The organism is Pseudomonas fluorescens, assembly GCF_902497895.1.
GTDB lineage: Bacteria > Pseudomonadota > Gammaproteobacteria > Pseudomonadales > Pseudomonadaceae > Aquipseudomonas > Aquipseudomonas fluorescens_BP.
The window spans coordinates 80,704-100,913 of record NZ_CABVHQ010000003.1; the positions used below are offsets into that span (position 1 = coordinate 80,704).

A 20,210-nucleotide genomic window follows, 5' to 3' on the forward strand; every position below is an offset into this window, starting at 1 on the left:
CGTTCTCAACGGTAAACAGTAAGCGCCAAAGCGCCGAAGATGCAGGTGAACAGGCTCAGGCGCAGCAGCGCCGGGTGCCAGAAAAAGCGGTATAGATCAAAACCTGCCAACAACCGATCGAGGGCCCAGGCCAGCGCGGCTGCGATGAAAAACATCAGGGTCATGGTCGGCATATACACACCGTGGAAGGCGATTTCACGAGGCATGTTTTAGTCCTTGGGGCTCGGTGGGCGCAGCGAACGCCGCCAGCGGCGATTGCGGATCGAGCAATGAGGTGCGGATGAAATGCAGGTAACTTTTCACCCGACGCAGGGCCGAGGTATCGAAGTGCGGCGCGAAGGGTTCGTCGGTGGCCTGCACCCGGCTGATGGCGTGGTCGACCGCGATCAAGCCGCGTTCGAGGTTGCTTTGGCTGGGCTGGATAAACAGCCTGACCAGCGAGCGGCCCATGACCCGGATCGCCTGGCGCCACGGCTGGGATTCGGCGTAGGCCGGGTGCACCGGTAGAATCGCCTGTTCCTTGCGCAACTCGATGATCGCGTGGCCGACCTCCAGCACCACGAACATCCAGCGCAACAAGTCACGCTGCACCTGGGGTTGTCCGGCGGCCAGACCATAGGCCTGGTGCAGCAAATCCCGGGTGCGGCTTTCGAAACTTGACCCCAGCCCCTTGAGCTTGCCGCTGATGGCGTACACCACCTGCTCGCGCAAGTCCTGTTCCATTCGACGCCACAACCAGCGGCTGTTGGGCGGCAGAATGATCGCCCCGGCCGCTGCGCACACCAGCATGCCCATGACCATGGCGATGTAGTCGTTGATAAAGGCGTAGGGGTTGTAGACGGTCAGGTTGTCCGGCACGGAACCGGTGCTGAAAAAGATCAGCAGGCCCAGGCCGACCCCGGCATATTGCGCACGGGAGGAGAGGAACGAGCCCAGCACGATCACCGGCGCCAGCATCACGCAGAGCAAGGGAAAACCATCGATCCAGGGAAACACGAAAAACATCTCGACGAAGCCCACCAGTGCACCGATCAAGGTGCCACAGGCCATCTGAAAGGCCATGCGCTTGGGGTTTGGGGTGGCCGCCGACAGACCGACTGTAGCGGCGGCGATCAGGGTCATGGTCGCGCCGCTGGGCCAGGCAGTGGCCACCCAGTAACTGCCGAGCACCACCAGGATGAAGGCCGCACGAAACCCCGAGGCCGCCGCAGCCAGCCAGTTGGTCTGCGGGGTAAAGGGTTCGTCCCATTGCTCGCGTTGGTGGCTGTGTTCGGCCAGCGAGGCGTGGGTCTGTGCATAACTGTGCAGGTCATCGACGAAACGGTAGAGCAACTCATAGGCCGTGTGAAAATCCAGCTGCTCGGCGTCACTCGGCTCACTTTCCTGGAAGCTCGCCCGCAGGCTGCGCACCCGAGCGGGTAAACCTTCTTTATAAGCCGCCAGTTGCATGACCAGGCGTGCCGCATCGGCACTGGTCAGCGCCCGGCCGGAAAAGCCGTCGAGCACTTCAGCCAGGTCCTGCAAACCGGGCTTGATCGCCGCCACCGCCTGTTCGGTGCCACTGCTGCGCAAACGCTCGAGCAACTGGTGCAAGGCGTTGAAGCGCGTGGTGATGCCCATGAATTCGCTGTTCAAGCGACTGAGCCGACCGTTGCGTCGCCGCATGTGCGGGTCCTCGAACACGGTGACACTGCGCAGCCCTTCAAGGCCGACCGCCTCGGCGATAAAGCGCACGTTGCTGTTTTCGAAGGCATCGCGCTGACTGCGCCCGCGCAGGCCATCGGTGACAAACAGCGCGAATACCCCGAAGCGCTGGTACAACGCGTTGCGCATCGCCGCACTGGCGGTTTGGGGCAGGATCGCGGCGCTGACCAGAGTAGCGCAGAGAATTCCCAGGGAGATTTCCAGCACCCGCCATACCGCAGCCATAAAGGCGCTTTCGGGGTGGGCCAGCGCCGGCAAGCCGATCATCGCCGCGGTGTAACCGGCCAGCACGAAACCATAGGCGCGAAAGTTGCGATAACGCGCGGCACCAGTCGAGCAGATGCCGACCCAGATCGCCAACGCGCCGAGGAACAGTTCGGTGTTCTGGGCGAACAGGGCAATCAGCGCAACCATGACCACCGACCCGGCCAGGGTGCCGAGGAAACGGTAGAAGCTCTTGGCGAAGACCTGGCCGCTCTGCGGTTGCATCACGATAAACACCGTGATCATCGCCGTGCGCGGTTGCGGCAGTTCCAGACGCATGGCCAGCCACAGGGTCAGAAATGCGGCGATCAACACCTTGAAGATATAAACCCAGGTCACGCCATCGCTGCGCGCCCAGTCGAAAAAACCACGGCGCCACTCAAGGGAGCACAGCCAGCGCAGGGGTGCGGGCAAGGGAGTCATTGCGTCCTTCTCAATGGTCAAAGGCGGCGAGAATCGCCGGGGTCTTGCTGGGCACGGTTTTGCTGTCATCCGGTACGTCGTTGCCGGCGCCGAGCCCACCGCCCAGTGCGGTGACCAGTTCGGCGTGGGCGCTCAGGCGCGCGGCCTGGACCTGCTGCTGGATCTGCTGCTGCTGGAACAACAGGCTCTGGGCATTAAGCACGTTGAGGTAGTCGGTGAGCCCGCGCTGGAAAGCGATCATGGCGATGTCGTAGGTCTTCTGTGCCGAGGCCACCGACTCGGCGGCGAAGTCTTGCTGCTTGTCCATCGACTCGCGACGAATCAACTGGTCGGAGATGCTTTTCAGCGCGTTGACCAGCGTCTGGTTGTATTGGGCGACGGCAATGTCATAACCGGCCGAGGCTTCACCCAGTTGCGAGCGCAGGCGGCCGCCATCGAAGATCGGCAGGGAGATCGCCGGGCCGACGCTGTAGTTGAGTTTCTTGCCGGCCAGAAACTCCAGGGCGCCACCGCCGGTGGCCATGAAACCGAGGCTGCCGACCAGATCGACGTTGGGGTAGAAACCGGCGTGAGCGACATCGATACCCCGCGCCTGAGCCGCGACTTGCCAGCGACTGGCGACCACGTCGGGACGTTGACCGAGCAGTTCGGCGGGCAAGGCCGAGGGCAGCTTCAATGCAGCACCCAGCGACAACGTTGGCCGTTGCAACTGCGCGCCCTCCCCCGGGCCTTTGCCGACAAGGGCCGCGAGTTGGTTGCGACTCAGGGCGATTGCTTCGTCCTGCGCGTCCAGTTGCCGATGGGTTTCCGGCAGCGGAGTCTGTGCCTGACTGACTTCGAAGTGGGTACCGATGCCACCGTCCAGACGCTTTTGCGCCAGGTCGAGGATCTGCTGTTGCTGCTTCAAGGTGGCCTCGACGATATCGCGCTGGGCGTAATGCAACGACAGCTGGATATAGGCGCGCACCACGTTGTTCTGCAATTCCAGCCGGGCCATGCGCGCTTCAGCGGCACTCATGTGCGCCATGTCCACGGCACGTTCGGTGGCGTTGCTTTCGCGGCCCCAGAGGTCGAGGGCATAACTGAAGCCCAGCGCGGCATTGTTGTCCCAGGTGGTGGTATTGGCCAGATCACCGGGGCCGTAGAATGGGTCGGTGGGCCAGTTGTGGCGCTTGAGTGTCGAGTCGCCATGGATCTGCAACGACTCGGCCGATTCGACAATCCCGGCCATGGCCCGGGCCTGACGCACCCGGGCAGCGGCCATGGCCATACTCGGGCTGCCTTGCACGGCGAGGTCGATCCAGCGATTCAGTTGCGGGTCGCCATAGGCCTGCCACCACTGGGCGGTCGGCCAGTGGGCATCCTGCGCGGCGCTCTGGATTGCCTCGTCGGTGGCCAGGGTATGGGCGGCGAGTGTCTTGCCTTGCGGGGCAATTCCTCCGGTTCCGATGCAGCCGCTGATTGCTAACGATAAAGCCCAAACACTGAGAGTCTTCAGCTCTCTGTTGATGCGACGCGGCACTGCTGCAATTTCCTGGAGTGGGGAGGTTTTCCTGCGATGGAACAATTCTAGGGGGCGTCCGGGACGGCGATAAGCCGGGATTCCTGTGAATCTTTGTTACCGTTATCGCGATAATCCGTTGGTCGGGTCACAGCAGCCAGTTACTTCGTGTCACAATTTGCCATCTCCCTTGAGAGTTCACCATGGACACTTTGCAAAATATGCGCGCCTTCAGTTGCGTGGCCGAAGCCGGCAGTTTCACCGCCGCCGCCGTGCAGCTGGACACCACCACCGCCAACGTCTCGCGCGCGGTCTCCACCCTTGAGGCCCACCTGCAAACCCGCTTGCTCAACCGCACCACTCGGCGCATCGCCCTCACCGAGGCCGGCAAACGCTATTTGCTGCGCTGTGAGCAAATCCTTGCCTATGTCGAGGAAGCCGAAGCCGAGGCCAGTGACGCTCATGCGCGACCGGCCGGGCAGTTGAAGGTGCATACCATGACCGGCATCGGTCAGCACTTTGTGATCGACGCCATTGCCCGCTATCGCAAGACCCACCCGGACGTGACCTTCGACCTGACCATGGCCAATCGCGTGCCGGACTTGCTGGACGAGGGGTACGACGTCTCCCTCGTGCTCGCCAGCGAACTGCCGGATTCCGGCTTCGTTTCCCAGCGCCTGGGCATCACTTACAGCATCGTTTGCGCCTCCCCGGCCTACGTCAAAGCCAACGGCTGCCCACTCAAGCCCAGCGACCTGCTGAACCACGCCTGCCTGCGCCTGGTGAGCCCGGTAATTCCGCTGGAAAAATGGACGTTCGACGGCCCCGAAGGCCAGGAAATGGTCACCATCAACAGCTCGCCGTTCCTGGTGAACTCCGCCGATGCGATGAAAACCGCGATCATCAGCGGCATGGGCGTGGGTGTGCTGCCGGTCTACGCGGCCATCGAAGGCCTGCGCAACGGCACGTTGGTGCGGGTGATGCCCAACTACCGCTCGCAAGAGCTGAACCTGTACGCCATCTACCCGTCGCGGCAGTATCTGGATGCGAAGATCAAGACCTGGGTCGAATACCTGCGCGGTTCGCTGCCGGAAATTCTTGCGGCGCATCAGGCGGAGCTGACGGCGTATGAATTGAGCGGGAGCATGAGCGGCGGGCGATTGGCGATTTGATAGCGATCAGTTAAGACATTACGCGAACCGTAGCAGCTGGCGAAGCCTGCGTCCGGCGGGTAGACACTGCCGAGCCTGCGAGGCTGCGTCCGTCTGGTAGCAGCTGCCGAGCCTGCGAGGCTGCGTTCGGCTGCGCAGCAGTCGGAAAATCAGGCGCTGCGGTATTACAGGTTAACCGTGGTGGCAGGATTTACGACTGCTGCGCAGCCGAACGCAGCCTCGCAGGCTCGGCAGCTGCTACGCAGGCAAGCCCCCTCGCCACAACCCCGCCAAGAATGATAGCTTGCTTGGCATTCTCCTCCGCCCGACGAGCCCTTCCCCATGAAAAAAACCGTACTTGCCTTCAGCCGTGTCACCCCCGAAATGGTCGAACGTCTGCAGCAGGACTTCAACGTGATAGTGCCAAACCCAAAACTGGGGGATATCAACGCGCAGTTCAACGAAGCTCTGCCTGATGCCCACGGTCTGATCGGGGTCGGCCGTAAACTCGGTCGGGCTCAGCTTGAGAATGCCGCCAAACTGGAAGTGGTCTCCAGCGTTTCGGTCGGTTACGACAACTACGATCTGGCGTACTTCAACAAACGCGGGATCATGCTCACCAACACCCCGGATGTGCTGACCGAAAGCACCGCCGACCTGGCCTTCGCCCTGTTGATGAGCTGCGCCCGGCGCGTCGCCGAACTGGACGCCTGGACCAAGGCCGGACAATGGAAAGCCACCGTCGGTGCGCCGCTGTTTGGCTGCGATGTGCATGGCAAGACCCTGGGCATCGTCGGCATGGGCAACATCGGCGCGGCCATCGCCCGCCGGGGCCGTCTGGGTTTCAACATGCCGGTGATCTACAGCGGCAACAGCCGCAAGACTGACCTGGAACAGGAACTCGGCGCTCAGTTGCGCAGCCTCGATCAGTTGTTGGCCGAGGCGGACTTCGTCTGTCTGGTGGTGCCCCTCAGCGAAAAAACCCGACACCTGATCAGCCATCGCGAACTGGCGCTGATGAAACCGGGCGCGATCCTGGTGAATATCTCCCGGGGTCCGGTGGTCGACGAGCCGGCACTGATCGAAGCCCTGCAAACCAACCGGATTCGCGGTGCCGGGCTGGACGTCTACGAGAAAGAACCGCTGGCCGAGTCGCCGCTGTTCCAGCTGAAAAGCGCCGTAACCTTGCCGCATATCGGCTCGGCCACCCATGAAACCCGCGAAGCCATGGCCAACCGCGCCCTGGCCAACCTGCGCAGCGCATTGCTCGGTGAACGGCCGCAGGATCTGGTCAATCCGCAGGTGTGGAAGAGCTGAGTACGGCCCCCACCTCTTTTGGCATCAAAGGAGGTGGGGCTCCAGGCTGGGGAAACAACCTGCAACCCATGAACTCCCGAGTCACTCCTTGCACGTTCTAAGCTGTTCTTTTGGAACATGAGAAGGAACTCATCATGAAAAATATCACCACTGGCGGCCTGGTCAGGCGCAGCAAATTGTTGATCGTATTGTTTGTAAGTTTTTTTGGCATGTTCGTCGTGTTCAACAACCTGACCGATTACTCCACCAACTACCAAAACGTCCAGCACATCCTGAGCATGGACACTACCGACAGGAACAGTTCACTGATGTATCGCTCCATCACCCTCCCGATCCTGCATCACCGGATCTACTGGTTGATGATTACGCTGGAAACCACCTTCACGGTGTGCTGCCTGATCGGCGCCCATCAGCTTTACAAGGCCCTGAATGCCTCCAGTACGGAGTTTCATGAGGCAAAGAAATTTGTCGTGGCCGGCTTTATGGTCGGTATTTTCATCTGGTACTTCTGCTTTCAGGTGGTCGGTGGCGAGTGGTTCGTCATGTGGAAGTCAACGGAGTGGAACGACCTGAATACCGCCGCGCGACTGACGGATTTCCTGATGATGGCCTTGGTCTTCATTGCCTTGAAGATCGACGACTGACGCCATCAATCCCAGGGTTCTGTTCGCCAGCCTTTCTCAAACCAGCTTGCCGCTACTCTGCATGATCAACGGCCTGGCCTTGCGAAATACCAACACGTTACCCAGCATCACCAGCACCAACCCGGCCAGCGCCGGTGCCGTCCATTGGTAGCCCTCAACGAACGCCGAAACGTTCAGCGCCACCACCGGGAACAGCACGGTGCAATACGCCGCGCGCTCCGGGCCCATGCGTCCGACCAGGGTCAGGTAGGCGGTGAAGCCGATCACCGAGCCCGGGATGACCAGATACAGCAGTGAGCCGACGTAGCGAGTGTTCCATTCCATGTCGAAGGGAATGCCTTTGACCAGGCAGTACACCGACAGCATCGCCGCCCCGTAGGCCATGCCCCAGGCATTGGTGGTCAGGGGTTTGAGGCCGGCTTTCTGTTGCAGGCTCGACAGCATGTTGCCGGCCGAGAAGCACAGGGTCCCCAGCAGCGCCAACCCCAGACCGAGCAAGGTTTGTGGACTGGCGGCATGACCGACCACTTCCGGCCAGAACAGCAAGCCCAGACCGAACAAGCCCAGAGCGCCGCCCATCAGCACGTTGCGGGCGATTTTCTGCTTGAAGAATACCCGGGCATTCAGGGCATTCCACAGCGTCGCGGTAGAAAACACCACGGCGACCAGGCCACTGGGAATCCATTGGCTGGCGTAGAGAAAACACATGAAGTTCACACAGAACAGGCACACACCCTGGGCGAGGCAAATCAGGTGCCCGCGCCGATTCATGACTTGCAGGCGGCGGCTGAGCAGCAGCATGACAAACAGCACGAGCGCCGCCAGGCCGAAGCGATAGACGATCGAAACGGGAATCGCCACCGCGCCCAGTTGCAGCTTCAGGGCAATCCAGGTGGTGCCCCAGATCAGCACGGTGAGCAGGTATAACGAGATGTTCATGACGAGGGCTCCTGAATAGGGCTTCAGTCTCAGCCCATGACGCCCCGGCGCGCTTGCATAAACTTGCGCTTTTGTCGGCTCGCCGGCTCACAGCGCCAGGGCGACGGAGTAGGATGCAAGGCGTTGGAGAAAACGATCATGTCCACACTGGAAAACCTGCAAGTCTTTCAAGCCCTGAACCGCTCGCCCCATGCTCGTCTGGAGCACAGCGCCGAGCTCGGTGACGGCCTGGCTGCAGCCCTGTGGAGCAACCATCACGATGCCCAGGACTACCAGGCGCCAAGCCATCACACCTTGTCCTGTTACATTGCTGGCGGCACCGGGACCTTTCGCCGGGAGCATCCCGGTATCAAGGGCGGCCCGGACAAACTGTGCATTCTGCCGGCTGAACATCAGTCCGCCTGGGTGATCAACGGCGAAATCCGCCTGGCTCACCTGTATTTCAGCCCGGAACAATTCGCCCTCGGCTGCGTCACCCTGCTTGACCGCGAACCCCGTGAACTGCAACTGCAGGAAAGCACTTTCCTCGAAGACCCGCCCCAGGCCCGACGGTTTCGGCAGCTGATTCAGCTCAATTGGGCCGAACCCGGCGAGCGCCTGCTGACCAGCAGCCTGGCCCACGAACTGCTCAGCCATACCTTGCTCAGTCAGGTGGGTCTGCGCCAGGGTCTGCGTCTCAAGGGTGGTCTGGCCGCGCATCAACGGCGGCAACTGGTGGAGCATATCGACAACCAATTGGCCGAGCCGATCAGCCTCGGGCAGCTGGCGGGGTTGTGTGCGCTGTCGGAATACCACTTCGCTCGAATGTTCCGTGAAAGCTTTGGTTTACCGCCCCATCAGTACCTGCTCGCGCGGCGCCTGGCCCATGCGCGGCAGTTGCTGCGCAATACTTCACAGCCGCTGGGCGAGATTGCCCTGGCCTGTGGTTTTGCCAGCGCCAGCCATTTCACCAATCGCTTCAGGCAGGCGGTGGGTGGTACGCCCGGTGAGTATCGGCAGGCGTTTTTGCGCTAAGTCAAAAGATCGCAGCCTGCGGCAGCTCCTACGCTCAATTCGCCCACTGCGCCAGGGCAACCGCCACTTTGTCTTCCAGTATTTTGATCCGGTCGCCGTCCACCAGGTAATTGTTCGAGACCATGGCAAACACCAAGGACCGGCCATTGGCACTGCTGACATAACCGGACAATGATGAGACAGACCCCATCGAACCCGTCTTGGCGTGCAGGTTGTTTTCGGCGGGCGTGTTGCGCAGTCGATTGCGCAAGGTGCCGCCCAGCATCCGCTGCGGATTGCCGGCAATTGGCAGTGCGGCGTACCAACTGCCGAACCAGGGCTGTTTGCGCACGACCAGCAACAAGTCAGTCAGGCTTTGCGTGGAGATCAGGTTGCGACGCGACAGACCCGATCCGTCGACCTGGACCAGCAGCTCGGTATCAATGCCCTGACGGACCAGGAAGCCATTGATGGCCGCCACCCCAGCGCTTGCCGTTCCGGCGTTGACGGTCTTGCGGCCCATGGCTTTGAGCAGCACTTCGGCGATGCTGTTATTCGATAGTTTGAGCAAGGGCAATAGCAATTGAGCAAGCGGCGGTGATTCATGACTGGCCAACGGTATGGCACCCGGCGCGGTAACCCCGCCAATCAAGGTCTGACCGCGAATCTCGATCCCCTGCTCGGTCAGTGCCTGCTTGAAAACATCCGCGACCAGTCGGGTCGGTTCCCAGACGCTGACCCATTTACGACTTTGTTTTCCCGGGGGCAAGGTGCCACTGACGGTCAGCTGATTACTCCCGTGTTCGCGGTTCACACTAATGCTGTTGGTCGGCCCGACCGTCGCACGATTGAGCAGCGTCAGTGTGCGGTTTTGCGGACTGATGCTGACGAGCGTCGGCTCACCATCAATCGCCGACGCACTGACCGTGACAATCACCGTACCCGCGTCGAAATCATCATTGGGCGAAAGGCTGAGCGCTGAAATTTGCGCACCGTAGTACTTCTCCTCATCGTCATGGGCCCAGTCGACGCCGAGTCTGCTGGCATCGAATGCAGTGTCGTCGATCACCAGATCGCCACTGACGCTTTTGATGCCCTGGCGCGCCAACGCCATTGCCAGCTGGCGGTAGTCCTGTGCCTGAATGCTCGGGTCACCAGAACCTCGAAGATAGAGGTTGCCGTTCAGACGACTGCCCAGCTGCTGGCCATTGCTCAGCAGCTGCGTGGTAAACCGGTAATCGGCGCCCAGTACATCCATTGCCGCCGCCGCGGTGAGCAGCTTGAGGCTCGACGCCGGCAGTAGACGCCTATCGCCATTGTGCTGAAAAAGCGTTGCACCGCTGTTCGCATCGCGAACGGTCAATGAGCTGATCGCGCCATCCAGGGTCGGATCGGCCAACACACTTTCGAGGGCCAGTGTCGACTCGGCCTTCGGGACATTGGCGCAAGCACTGAGCAATAAACTTGCCGCAATCAGCAGCCCCGTGGCGTTAGTACGTTGTCCTGTTTTCATAAAAATCCTTTTTCGTTTTACATCCTGATAACCGGGAAATACCCATTGAAGATCGCCCGGCCAACGACCGCAACGACTGGCGTGGTTCTTCATGACCAGCGCCAGGCCCTCAGATAACAATCAACGCATTCTCGCTGTCAACGAAGGACTTTCCTTGAAATCATTTCCACGCAAACAGCTCAACCCAGCAGGCTAAAAAAGTGATCTCTGTAACAACGGGTTGCCCTCAAAATTCCAACGTACTCGACAACATCACCTGCCGCGAATCGCCCATGGAGACAAAGAACCGACTGGCCGCCGAGGTGTAGTAGGTACGGTCGAACAGGTTCTTCACGTTGAGCTGGAACTTGACCCTTTGCCCGTCGACCTGGGTGTCGTAGGTGGCGAAGGCATCGGCCACGGTATAGCTCGGCAGGTCGAAGTCGTTCACCGCGTTACCGGCCCGCTCGCCGACATACCGCGCACCGGCCCCGACCCGTAGCTGGTCGCCGCCGAGGAGGCTGCCGAAGTCGTAGACCGCCGACAGCGAGCCACTGTTCTTTGCCACATTTTGCAGGCGCTTGCCTTTGTAGGTCGGGTCTTCGGTGACTTCGGCATCGGTGTAGGCGTAGCTGCCGATCATGCTCCAGCGATCACTCAACTGGCCGCTCAGATCCACTTCCAGTCCCCGGGAACGCACCTCGCCGGCGGCGCTGTAGATCGTCGTCGGACCTTCGGAATTGGCCACCAGCACGTTGCGTTTCTTGATGTCGAACAGCGCGACGTTGCCCGTCACGCGGCCCGGCATGTCGAGTTTGGCCCCCAGTTCCCAGGACTTGGCTTCTTCCGGTGCGACGGCTCCGTCGAGGACCACGGTGCTGCCGCTGAGCGGCGCGATGGTGGAGTTGGGTTTGAACGATTCGGTATAGCTGCCGTAGAACGACAGCTCATCGGTGTAGCGATACACCAGCCCGGCCCGCGGCACCCATTTCTGCCCGTTGCTGTCGGTGTTGGCCTTGAACGGGCGGCCCTTGCCGGCGTACTGGTCATACTCCTGAAAGCGCGCACCGCCCACCAGGATCCACTGATCGGTGAGGTGGATCGAGTCCTGCAGGAATACCGAATCGCTGCGCAGCAAATCGGTCTGGGCACTGTCGGCAGGGCTGACGGTGCTGCCTGCCACTTCACGGCCGTAAACCGGATCGGCGTAGCTGAAGGTCGTCAGGCTTTTCTGGCGGATCAGGTCGGCGCGGTAGATCTTGCGGTATTCGTCATCGAGACCGAACACCAGATCATGTTGCATACCGACCACATCGACCTTGCCCTCAAGGCTGGCCGTGGTGAAACGGTCGGTACTGATGGCGTCCTGGGTGCCGTCCATGTTGCGGGTCAGCGTACCCTTTTCGGTGTCGATGGCCGTGACCCGGACCTGGCTGGCATCGTAGGTTTCGCGGTTCCAGCTGTAGCCGAAGTGGGCGTTCCAGTTATCGTTGAGTTGGTGATCGGCTTCGAAGTGATACAGGTCCGACCGCCCTTCCATGTTGTTGAATGGCTCATCCAGACGCCGCTCCCGGGGGATATTCAGCGGATGATTGGTGTCGGGGTCGATGGCCGTGCCACGGTCGAACGGCGAGAGAAACTCCCGGTGTTCGTAGGCGAATAACAGCTGGGTGCTTTCGCCGAACCAGGCCAGGGATGGGGCGATCAGGCTTTCGCGGTGAGTGCCGAAGTTGCGCCAGTAATCTTCGTCTTCATGGTCCAGGACCATTCGGTAAGCCAACCCCGAATCCGTCAATGCGCCCGTGCTGTCGAGGCTGCCGCCGCTGCCATTCTTGCCATCGCCGTAAGTCGAACCGCGCACCGTCAAGGCGTTGTATTGCGCCAGCTCTGGCTTCTTGCTGACCATGTTCACCACCCCGCCCGGGTCTTGGATGCCATAAAGCAAAGAGGCCGGCCCCTTGAGCACTTCGACCCGATCCACCGAGGCGTTCAGGCCACGGCCCTGCACCACCGGCATGCCATCGCGCATGATCGAACCATTGCGATTGTCGCCAAACCCGCGGGTCATTACCGAATCCTGAGTGCTGCCCAGGGTGTTGCCTTGGGTGATGCCGCTGACATTCGCCAGCGCGTCATCCAGATTGCGCGGCGCCTGGTCGCGGATCACCTGGGCCGGGATCACGTTGACGGTCTGCGGAATTTCCAGCAGCAACGCCTGGGAGCGCATCACCGAACTGGTGGGTGGCGGCTGATAGCTCAGCGGTGGCTGGACGATCGAAGTGATGGTGGTCGCCCCAAGGTTCAGCGCGCCTTCGGTGGGCTGCGGTTCAAGGGCTAGGGTATGGGCGTCGGTCTGGCGGAAGGTGAAACCGGAGTTGCTCAGCATGCGCTGCATGGCCTGCCCGGCACTCATCTGGCCGCTGACCGTAGGTGCCGTGAGGCCGTACGGCGCTTCATCGGTGTAAACCACGCTGATGCCGGTGACCCGGCTGAAGTCACTCAATGCCTGGGGCAGGGGCTTGGCCGCTATGGCGAAGTTGAACTGCGCGCGCTGTTGAGTGCTGCCAGCATCCGCGGCCAAGGCCACACCCAGGGGTAACAAGGCTAAAGCCGAAACGGCCAGTGCCCCGGCACCGAACCATTGTTTAACCGAACCGCTTGCCGTCGACTTTGCCCTGGACTTCATGCTCATGACCTGTGTGTAGAAACGTTACGGATGCGAATGAATCGCACTTTCAAGCACTACACGGATGTCACTTGGGTTTACCTCACAATAAATTTGAAATATTTCTTTGGAGCAGATCAGTAAGTGCGCGTCGCCAGCTAGAAGATCGCAGCCTGCGGCAGCTCCTACAGGGGAACGCGGTCGGCCGCTCAATCAGCGCAAAATAATCAGATGTCCCAAAACGCTGTGTTGTTGAAACCCCAACACTCCCTGCAACGAATTCAACACCGCCTGCGGATCCTTGCTCGGAAAACTGCCACTGACCCGACGGACAGCCAGTTCATCATTGAGCAGCACAATCCGCCCCGGGTAATAACGTCCCAGATCTTTGACCAGGTCGGCCAGGGGTGCCTTGTAGTAATTCAGCCAGCCCTGACGCCAGGCCAGCTGCGCTTCGCTGTCGACCGCATGCAGTGGTTGCGCCGAACCTGCGGCATAGGCCACTTGCTGACCGGCCGTGAGGATTTGTTGCGCTACGCCCTTGTCAGCGCTCACCCCGACTCTTCCTGACAGCACAGTCACCTGGGCACCCGCCGGTTGCAGCCGTACCTCGAACCGAGTGCCAAGCACTCGCGCCTCGCCCCCTTCGGCTTCGACAACGAACGGTTCGCCGGTGTGGCTCACGCTGAAAAATCCGGCACCGCGACGCAGCTGGATATGCCGTTGTCCGTGGCTGAAATCCACGGCAATCGCACTGTCGGCATCCAGGGTGACCCGGGATTGATCGGCCAGGATGACGGTCCGTATTTCGCCCGGCGCCGAGACATAGTCCGCGCCCAAATCATCGATCCAGCGCGATGGTTGCCAACCGGCGCCCAGGGAAATCATCAGCAGCAAACAGGCAGCCATGGCCAAGGCACTGGACCTGCGTCGCAGCGAAGTGCGCCGGGAACGGTTCATGGCGTTGAGATAACCCTGCAGGGCGAAGGCCTCTTCCTGCGCCAGTCTGCTCGCCGGGACTTCACTCAATTCCCAGAGCACCTGAGCCAGGGCATAAGCCTCGACGTGGGCCGGATCGGCCTGCAACCAGCGGCTGAACGTGGCCTGATCGCCGCTGCTCGGCTGGTCATGCAACAGGCTCAACCAAGTCAGTGCGGCTTGTTCCTGGGCAGGCGTCGGGGTGACGCGAGAGGTATTGATCACGGTGCTTTCCCTGGCGTGCGTGGTTTCGAAGGTTCCCGCAGGCTCGCCTTGCAGGCTTCGAGGGCGCGCATCATATGTTTTTCCACGGCGCTTTGGGACAGCCCCATGGCCTTGGCGATCGCGGCGTACTTGCGGCCGTGAATGCGGTTGAGCAAGAAGATCTGCCGAGTGCGCTCGGGCAAGCTGCGCAACGCGGCTTCGACGTGGCGCAGGTCATTGCCGGCCTCGAGCACCGCTTGCGGTTCAGTGCCCTGGTTGTCCTGCTCCGGCAACCAGCCTTCGTTGACCCGCACCCGCGCGCCTTCGCTGCGCAAATGGTCAATGGCGATGTTGCCGGCACAGCGCAGCAGATAGGTACTGAGTTCTTCGACCTGCACCAGGGGCCGGCGCCAGAAACGCAGGAACAAATCCTGCACCAAGTCCGCCGCCGTCGCCCGACAGCCCACCCGGCGACTGACCAGCGCTTCCATCTGCGGGCGCTGGGACAAAAACACCTGCAGAAAATGCGCACGCCCGCCCGAGGCTTCAGTGCTGTCAGCGTCCCGGGATCCGGGGGGCGTAGTGATCATTAAAAGGGGACTCGAATAAAGAGAGGCATCCAGCGGCGGACTATTGCCAGACCTGGATCAACAAGCCGCCAATACTAATGATAAATATTCTCATATACAAAATATTTCTGGCGCCGCACATCCCTCCGTAGCAGCTGCCGAAGGCTGCGAGGCTGCGTTCGCCTCACGTAGCAGCTGCCGAGCCTGCGAAGCAGTCGTTGAAATCAGGCACCGCGGTATTCCAGAAAACCGTGGACGCAGAATTTACGGTTGCTTCGCAGCCGAACGCAGCCTCGCAGGCTCGGCAGCTGCTACATGCGGTATGTCTGGCAGAGCCGGCTTGCAGGTCTTAGGGCCGCTGCGGGGGCAAGCCCCCTCGCCACAGAAAACAAAACGGGCCTGCAATGGCAGGCCCGTTTTCATTGGGGTGGTATAGGTGTGTCAGGCCTCAGCTATTGAGTGCGGCCTGTTCGTTTTCCAGGAATTCTTCTTCAAGCAGCGCGTCTGCCTGGCCTCCATCTTCATTTGCCGCCGTTGCGGCGCGTTTGTTGCGCAGTTTGCCGAACATGTGTTCCAGCGCATGGTCGAGCTTGGTGGCTGCACCTTCGATCGCCAGTTCCAGCGTATCGGCTTTATGGGTGACCGAAACCGGTTGATGGCCTTTTGGCCGCGCCTCAAGTTGGCAGCGCATATCGTGGGGACCGGGTTTGTCGCCGTTCTCATCCCGCAGGTGAACTTCGATACGGGTCAGGTCTTCTTCGTATCGTTCGAGCGTGCTCTCAATGGTAGTACGTACCCACTCCTCCAGTCGGATGCTGCTTTGAATATGGTTATCACTGTTGACTTGGATTTGCATAGTTCATCCCTTATTTCAGCTAGCTCGCGAGAGGCTCCCCGGTTGCCCGTTGGGCGTGATCACCGTGACCTCTTACTTACACAATCGGTCTGCTCGCAGAACAATTCAACCCCTAAAAAAAGATAAATCTCGATTCGCAAAAAAAGCCGGACAAAGGGCAAATGCGCTGTTAATGTCGGGAGTTGGGTCGCACCGGCCCCCCTCCCCATTTCTTACAACTGCCCCTCGCCCAAAGGGTGCAGGCTGCGAAAAATCCCCGCCTCCTCCACCAGCCAGTCATGCACCGCGCGCACGCCCGGATGGCTCAGCGCACCCGGCGCATAGAGCACTACATAGCGCTTGTGATTGGGCACCGCGACACCAAACGGCACGATCAAGGTACCGCGCTCCAGTTCGTCATTGAGCAGAGTACGACGGGCAATGGCCACGCCCATGCCGGCAGTCGCCGCTTCAATGGTCAGGTGGTTGCGATTGAAGGTGTGCCCGCGCCGCACATCCGCGCCTTCGAAGCCGATGGCGTTGAGATAGAACTCCCACTCCGCGTATTCATAACTGCCGCGCCAGGCGGTGATGTCGTGCAGCAACGGAAAATGCACCAGGGCCGCCGGTCCGTGGAGTGGCGGTCGGCCGCGCAACAGGCTGGGGGCACAGACCGGGAAAATCTGCTCGTCGAGCAAGGCTGTGGATAACAAGCCGGGGTAACTGCCGTCGTTAAGATCGATGGCCAGATCGAAATCGCCTTCATGCAACGGCACGCTGCTGTCCTCGGCCACCAGACGCAACTGAATGTCCGGGAAACGCTGCTGCAATCGCGGCAGACGCGGGGTCAGCCACTTGCTCAGGAACGACGGAATCGAGCGCACCCGCAGAATCCCGCTGATCATTCCGGCGTCCAGTCGTCGCAATTCTGCATCGATGCTGCCATAGGCCTCGCTGACGGTAATGGCCAGTCGCTGGCCTTCGGCGCTCAACTCCACCCCCCGGGCGCGCCGGTGAAACAGGCGAAAACCCAGCCGTTCTTCCAGTTGCCGAATCTGCTGACTGACCGCACCCGGTGTGATGTGCAGTTCTTCGGCGCAACGGGTGAACGACAGGTGCCGCGCGGCACAGGAAAACACGTGCAGCCAGACGTAGGTCTGGGCGTGCAATTGACGACTCATCGTTTAGTCCTGCTAAAGGCTGTCTTAGGAAGTTTCGTTGGTCAGTGCTGACCGAGGAAGGCAGTATCGCCGACATTGCGCTCGTCCTACAAAACATGGCAGCGATTCCTACTCCATTGCTTGTAAGGGTTTAGCATGGCTATCAGTGTTTTCGATCTATTCAAAGTCGGTATCGGACCGTCCAGCTCCCATACTGTCGGCCCTATGCGGGCCGCCGCGACCTTCGCCCAATCCCTGTTTGACCAAGGTCTGCTGGATGAGGTTCGGCGGGTGGAAATCCGCCTGTACGGTTCACTGTCCGCCACCGGCGTCGGGCATGCCACCGACCGTGCCTGCGTGATGGGACTGATGGGCGAGTGGCCCGACAGCATTGATCCGACCAGCATCGGTCCGCGCATTCAGCAGCTACATGAGTCCGGTGAACTGTCGTTGGCCGGTCGCTCGACCATTGCCTTCGACTGGCAGCGCGACTTGCTGCTGCTCGACGAAAGCCTGCCCTACCACCCGAACGCCATGTCCCTGACGGCTTTTGGCGAAACCGGCGAACTCTGGGAACAGACCTACTACTCGGTCGGTGGCGGTTTCATCGTCGAAGCGGCCGAGGCCGAATCCGGTGTTTCCCCTGCCGGCGATGTCGAGTTGCCCTACGATTTTTCCAGCGCCGCCGAACTGCTCGCACTCTGCAACCAGCATGGCCTGCGCGTATCCGAATTGATGATGGCCAATGAACGGGCCTGGCGCAGCGACGCCGAGATCCGCAGCGGCCTGTTGCATATCTGGTCGGTGATGCGCGAGTGCGTCGAACAAGGCCTGCGCCACGAGGGCATCCTGCCAGGTGGCCTGAATGTGCCGCGTCGGGCAGCGAAATTGCACCGCAGCCTGCTGGAAATCGGCAAGCCGAATGTCATCAGCTCGACCTTGTCGGCCATGGAGTGGGTCAACCTGTTTGCCTTGGCCGTGAACGAAGAAAACGCCGCCGGTGGGCGCATGGTCACCGCGCCAACCAACGGCGCCGCCGGGATCATCCCGGCCGTGTTGCATTACTACATGAAGTTCAATCCCGAAGCCTGCGACGACGATGTCGTGGCGTTCTTTCTCGGCGCGGCGGCGGTGGGCATCCTGTGCAAGAAAAACGCCTCGATCTCCGGTGCCGAAGTCGGCTGCCAGGGTGAAGTCGGCTCGGCCTGCGCCATGGCCGCCGCCGGGCTCGCCGATATCCTCGGCGCCACCCCGGAACAACTGGAAAACGCCGCCGAGATCGGCCTGGAACACAACCTCGGGCTGACCTGCGACCCGGTCGGCGGGTTGGTGCAAGTGCCGTGCATCGAACGCAATGCGATTGCTGCCGTGAAGGCGATCAACGCCACGCAAATGGCCCTGCGCGGCGACGGCAAGCATTTTATTTCCCTGGACCGGGTGATCCGCACCATGCGCGATACCGGCGCCGATATGCATGACAAATACAAAGAGACTTCACGGGGCGGCCTGGCGGTGAGCTGGGTGGAATGCTGAGACGCATTCCCTGAGCGCCATACCCGCGTGAGCCCGAGCAAGAACAATAACGAGGCGATACCGATGACTGATGTACGTACACCTGCTGCCGATAATCCCGCTGTAGAGATTTCACGCGACACTGCTGCGTCCAGCAAAGGTTGGAGTAAACATGACACCACCTGGATGCTCGGTCTCTATGGCACCGCGATTGGTGCCGGTACCTTGTTCCTGCCGATCAACGCTGGCGTGGGCGGTTTCTGGCCGCTGTTGGTACTGGCAGTGCTGGCCTTCCCAATGACCTTCTTCGCCCACCGGGGCCTGACCCGCTTTGTGTTGTCCGGGCGTTCCGGGAACATCACCGAAGTGGTCGAAGAGCACTTCGGCGTTGGCGCCGGCAAGCTGATCACCCTGCTGTATTTCTTTGCGATCTTCCCGATCCTGCTGGTGTACAGCGTGGCGCTGACCAACACCCTGAGCAGTTTCATGGAACACCAACTGCATATCACCCCGCCACCACGGGCGATCCTCTCGCTGGTACTGATCCTCGGTTTGATGGCCATCGTGCGCTGCGGCCAGAGTGTGATCGTCAAGGCCATGAGCGTGCTGGTCTACCCGTTCGTCGCCGCCCTGCTGCTGCTTGGCTTGAGCCTGATCCCCAACTGGAACGGTTCGTTCTTCGCCTCCGCCAGCGAAGGCATGCCGCTGCCGATGTTCTTCAAAACCTTGTGGCTGGCGATTCCAGTGATGGTGTTCTCGTTCAACCATTCACCGATCATTTCCGCGTTTGCGCTCGACCAGAAGCAGCGTTACGGCGACCAGGCCGAACGCAAGAGCAGCGGCATCCTGGCGATCGCCCACAGCATGATGGTGCTGACGGTGATGTTCTTCTGCTTCAGCTGCGTGCTGGCGTTGTCTCCCGCTGATCTGGCGACCGCCAAGGCGCAGAACATCTCGATCCTGTCCTACCTGGCCAACCACTTCCAGACCCCGGTCATCGCCTATGCCGCGCCGTTGATTGCACTGGTAGCGATCACCAAATCCTTCCTCGGCCACTACATCGGCGCCAGCGAAGGCTTCCAGGGGCTGATCGTGAAAACCCTGCGCAGCCGCGGCCAGGTCATCTCGGCGAGCTGGCTGAATCGTGCGACTGCGCTGTTCATGGTGCTGACCTGCTGGGCCGTGGCGACCTTCAACCCGAGCATCCTCGGGATGATCGAAACCCTCGGCGGGCCGATCATCGCCTGTCTGCTATTCCTGATGCCAATGTATGCGATTCGTCGGGTACCGGCACTGCGCCAGTACTCCGGGCAACTGTCGAATGTGTTTGTGGTCGTGATCGGTTTGGTGGCGCTGTCGGCGATTATCTTCTCGTTTATGCCCTGAAACGGGCACACCTCAGGTGCAGCACTGTCTCCCGTAGCAGCTGCCGAAAGCTGCGTCCGGCTCGTGTAGCAGCTGCCGAAGGCTGCGTTCAGCTCGTGTAGCAGCTGCCGAGCCTGCGAGGCTGCGTTCGGCTGCGAAGCCTGCGAGGCTGCGTTCGGCTGCGAAGCAGTCGTAAAATCAAGCACCGCGGTATTCCAGACAAACCGTGCAAGCAGGATTTACGACTGCTGCGCAGCCGAACGCAGCCTTCGGCAGCTGCTACGGCTCGCATAACGTCTTAACCAGCATTAGGCCAGTGAACCCGCCTTTTTATTGCTGGTTTATTGCCTGACAATTTTCCCGGCATGCCCTTTGCTTTCACCAGTCATGAAGAAAAATGGAATTGCAAAACCTCAGCGAACAACCTGCCGGCGGTCCGGAATTGCGAACTAATCCTGATAACCGCCGGTCAATGACTGCATGTTCTAATCAGG

16 protein-coding genes are annotated in these 20,210 nt (G+C 60.7%); 6 read left to right on the forward strand and 10 right to left on the reverse strand.

The window, feature by feature from the left end; genetic code table 11:
* Positions 1-5 precede the first annotated feature (5 nt).
* From F8N21_RS02240 to F8N21_RS02250, 3 genes are read right to left on the reverse strand one after another with little or no spacing between them, the layout of a single operon-like run.
* The gene (locus F8N21_RS02240) at positions 6-206 is read right to left on the reverse strand and encodes a DUF1656 domain-containing protein (RefSeq protein ID WP_150640563.1); all 201 of its coding nucleotides are present in this window, start codon (positions 204-206) and stop codon (positions 6-8) included.
* A complete protein-coding gene (locus F8N21_RS02245) occupies positions 196-2,391 on the reverse strand; it encodes an FUSC family protein (protein ID WP_150640564.1) in 2,196 nt (731 codons plus the stop codon). Before F8N21_RS02245 ends, F8N21_RS02240 begins: the two co-directional genes overlap by 11 nt.
* A gap of 10 nt (positions 2,392-2,401) precedes the next feature.
* Complete coding sequence (locus F8N21_RS02250; RefSeq protein ID WP_150640565.1) at positions 2,402-3,913, reverse strand: efflux transporter outer membrane subunit; 1,512 nt, start codon at positions 3,911-3,913, stop codon at positions 2,402-2,404.
* A gap of 182 nt (positions 3,914-4,095) precedes the next feature.
* Here F8N21_RS02250 and F8N21_RS02255 point away from each other — a divergent pair, with 182 nt between their 5' ends.
* From F8N21_RS02255 to F8N21_RS02265, 3 genes are all read left to right on the forward strand, one after another.
* Positions 4,096-5,064 (forward strand): LysR family transcriptional regulator, encoded by a 969-nt coding sequence (locus F8N21_RS02255; RefSeq protein WP_150640566.1) that lies wholly within the window; start codon positions 4,096-4,098, stop codon positions 5,062-5,064.
* Between the two features lie 321 nt (positions 5,065-5,385).
* Complete coding sequence (locus F8N21_RS02260) at positions 5,386-6,360, forward strand: 2-hydroxyacid dehydrogenase (RefSeq protein WP_150640567.1); 975 nt, start codon at positions 5,386-5,388, stop codon at positions 6,358-6,360.
* Between the two features lie 134 nt (positions 6,361-6,494).
* On the forward strand, positions 6,495-7,004 hold the full coding sequence (locus F8N21_RS02265) for a DUF2165 family protein (protein ID WP_150640568.1): 510 nt from the start codon (positions 6,495-6,497) through the stop codon (positions 7,002-7,004).
* 36 nt (positions 7,005-7,040) lie between these two features.
* On the opposite strand, the gene F8N21_RS02270 is transcribed toward F8N21_RS02265, so the two are convergent.
* Entirely contained in the window at positions 7,041-7,943 is a 903-nt protein-coding gene (locus F8N21_RS02270) for a DMT family transporter (protein ID WP_150640569.1), read from the reverse strand.
* Between the two features lie 138 nt (positions 7,944-8,081).
* Here F8N21_RS02270 and F8N21_RS02275 point away from each other — a divergent pair, with 138 nt between their 5' ends.
* Positions 8,082-8,957 (forward strand): helix-turn-helix domain-containing protein, encoded by an 876-nt coding sequence (locus F8N21_RS02275; RefSeq protein WP_150640570.1) that lies wholly within the window; start codon positions 8,082-8,084, stop codon positions 8,955-8,957.
* Positions 8,958-8,991: 34 nt separating this feature from the next.
* Here F8N21_RS02275 and dacB read toward each other — a convergent pair whose 3' ends face one another.
* The 6 genes from dacB to F8N21_RS02305 form a co-directional block, all read right to left on the reverse strand.
* Positions 8,992-10,449: a D-alanyl-D-alanine carboxypeptidase/D-alanyl-D-alanine-endopeptidase gene (gene dacB, locus F8N21_RS02280; protein WP_150640571.1), complete on the reverse strand. Its 1,458-nt coding sequence runs from the start codon at positions 10,447-10,449 to the stop codon at positions 8,992-8,994.
* A gap of 226 nt (positions 10,450-10,675) precedes the next feature.
* Positions 10,676-13,114 carry a TonB-dependent siderophore receptor gene (locus F8N21_RS02285; protein WP_150640572.1) on the reverse strand — a complete coding sequence of 813 codons (2,439 nt, stop codon included), beginning with the start codon at positions 13,112-13,114 and terminating at the stop codon, positions 10,676-10,678.
* 192 nt (positions 13,115-13,306) lie between these two features.
* On the reverse strand, positions 13,307-14,296 hold the full coding sequence (locus F8N21_RS02290) for a FecR family protein (RefSeq protein WP_150640573.1): 990 nt from the start codon (positions 14,294-14,296) through the stop codon (positions 13,307-13,309).
* On the reverse strand, positions 14,293-14,865 hold the full coding sequence (locus F8N21_RS02295; protein ID WP_150640574.1) for an RNA polymerase sigma factor: 573 nt from the start codon (positions 14,863-14,865) through the stop codon (positions 14,293-14,295). The genes F8N21_RS02290 and F8N21_RS02295 overlap by 4 nt, the downstream gene beginning before the upstream one ends.
* A 427-nt stretch (positions 14,866-15,292) precedes the next feature.
* Entirely contained in the window at positions 15,293-15,700 is a 408-nt protein-coding gene (locus F8N21_RS02300) for an HPF/RaiA family ribosome-associated protein (RefSeq protein WP_150640575.1), read from the reverse strand.
* Positions 15,701-15,912: 212 nt separating this feature from the next.
* On the reverse strand, positions 15,913-16,860 hold the full coding sequence (locus F8N21_RS02305; protein ID WP_150640576.1) for a LysR substrate-binding domain-containing protein: 948 nt from the start codon (positions 16,858-16,860) through the stop codon (positions 15,913-15,915).
* A gap of 135 nt (positions 16,861-16,995) precedes the next feature.
* Here F8N21_RS02305 and F8N21_RS02310 point away from each other — a divergent pair, with 135 nt between their 5' ends.
* Together F8N21_RS02310 and F8N21_RS02315 are read left to right on the forward strand one after the other, a co-directional pair.
* On the forward strand, positions 16,996-18,372 hold the full coding sequence (locus F8N21_RS02310; protein WP_150640577.1) for an L-serine ammonia-lyase: 1,377 nt from the start codon (positions 16,996-16,998) through the stop codon (positions 18,370-18,372).
* Between the two features lie 63 nt (positions 18,373-18,435).
* Positions 18,436-19,737: a serine/threonine transporter gene (locus F8N21_RS02315; RefSeq protein ID WP_150640578.1), complete on the forward strand. Its 1,302-nt coding sequence runs from the start codon at positions 18,436-18,438 to the stop codon at positions 19,735-19,737.
* Positions 19,738-20,210 lie beyond the last annotated feature (473 nt).